Annotated in this window: 3 protein-coding genes; all 3 read right to left on the bottom strand. The window is 49.9% G+C overall.

Annotated features, from left to right (window positions below):
- On the bottom strand, positions 1–487 hold a 487-nt coding region (locus EBR25_13595; protein ID NBW42016.1), incomplete at its 3' end, for a hypothetical protein.
- Entirely contained in the window at positions 480–1691 is a 1212-nt protein-coding gene (locus EBR25_13590) for a hypothetical protein (GenBank protein NBW42015.1), read from the bottom strand. The genes EBR25_13590 and EBR25_13595, both read right to left, overlap by 8 nt.
- Before the next feature lie 5 nt (positions 1692–1696).
- The coding region (locus EBR25_13585) for a hypothetical protein (GenBank protein ID NBW42014.1) at positions 1697–1889 on the bottom strand (193 nt) is incomplete at its 5' end.

The raw sequence follows: 1889 nt of genomic DNA, 5'->3' as shown, positions 1-1889 counted from the left end.
CGGATAAGAACGCATCTTTTACCGACTCGGGAGAATGGGCAATCCCCATGTGATAAGTACCGCCCCCCTGCTTCTTGTGCATCAGAGCTTTATGATTCTCAAATCCTAGGATGAAATCGGTAACTTCGCTGGATCGACCAGAGCGGTAAATGAAGAGGGGTAGGCAGAACTCTCTAGTGTCGGGGTCGAACTCTAGCATCGAGTCGTCGCTCAAGATTTCATTCTGAATCGTCTCCAGGGTGGTCTCTGACGCTGGCACGAGACACTCAAACCACTCGGGATACTTTAATCCTTTGGGGACGAATCGAGTACTCGAGTTGTACGGGCAGAACTTCTCATAGAGGTCGTGAAACGATGTGAGTTTAGAGTCTAAGTTCACCTTCAAGTAGTAGCCGTTAGACTCGAGGATGGAGATTACTTCATGGTATTTGCTAGACGGCCCTTTTGTAGATAGTTCGGAGTCTGACTTATTCTTACCTTTAGGCATAGGACTGAGAGAATCGAATTAAGGAGGATTTATAGTCTTTCCTGGACTCCTTTAACGCCTTCAACAGCCCGGGGTTGTGGTTCTCAGGATCGGTCTTTTTAATCTCTTCTAGCTCCTTGATCCTCTTCAACGCTTCGTTGTCATCTTGGACCATCTTAGCACACTTTTCCAGCTCTGCCTGCTCGGAAACCCCCGCGCAGTACTTTTTGTTCAGGCCTCTGTACCCGGGATACCTCGCCTCGACCCTTTCTCTTACCGCCCTCTCACTGAAGCTGATCACGTCGAATTCGGTGGGTGCGGGGATTTCGGGTAGGAACATGCCTAGGGATCGGAGGTAGCGTCTAGACCGCTCAAGGTGGTCGGGTCTGTTTGAGGGCTTCGTATCCGCTATAATAGATCGGAGTCTAGCTTCCTCGGCTTGAGTCCAGCCCCAGACAGGGTCTTCATCGTAGAGGTCGAAGAAACGCAGGGGGGTGCCGGGGAGAAGGTTGTCTCCCGCATCGCCTACTTCGACTTTGACTGTATAGGTCTCCCTAGCCGTCTTGATGTTAAGTTTTTCTTTCCTCAGATAGTAGTCACAGACCTCAGCTTCTGTGCGGATTCTTGGAAGCCAGGGGCCAGTATTACACCAGACGATATGGTGTTCGTCAGATACCAGGCCTTGCCAATCTCCATCTACGGTGGACAGCAAGACGTAACGGTCTAGAACCGGGTCAGTCCTTTGGATGCGGGCTATCTTACCCGCGATGTCATCTGCCTCGTAGTATTTTTTGTCGAAAAAGTAAAAAGTAGAGCCGGGGGACTTTAAGTACTTGTAACCCTCTTCGAGGACGATGGGGAAGAGGGACGGTTTGGCCGGCCTTCCACCTTTATACTCCGGCATTCCGAGCTTATGTGCCTCTAAGCTGCGCCAATATCCCTTGATATCTTCTTCCTCGAAAACTCCCTTGTTGTCGTCAACAACGATAGCTGTGAAGTCATGGGGTGGAAGGCTATCAATACCTCTATTGAGTTTATAAGCCCACAGCGCTCTGAGGATCTTCCTCAGTGCTTCCTCATCATCACCCACAATATCCTGAGCTGATTCGGCGAAGTTATTAATGCTGTGAGCGTAGACCTTGTAGTCTATGACAACGAGGGGGAAATTCTCCTCCTTGTCTAGGGTCTCTTGTAGCCAGCTTTCCTTGAGTGTTTCTAGAGCCATAGGTTTTAACTTATGGCCTTATTATACCAGACTCCGAAGAACTTTGCACTCAAGACGCGTTGTGCGCGGACAAACTTACGCAGGGGGTAGTTGGTTACCATAGCCCACTCAAGGAGTGGCTTAATCTGCATCTCGGAGAGGGGGAGATCAAGGCTGACGTCTTTACCCGAGACGAAGAACTTTTCACCATCACGAGCG

The organism is bacterium (genome assembly GCA_009926305.1).
Taxonomy (GTDB): domain Bacteria; phylum Bdellovibrionota_C; class UBA2361; order UBA2361; family RFPC01; genus RFPC01.
This window is presented reverse-complemented; position numbering and strand designations above follow the sequence as displayed.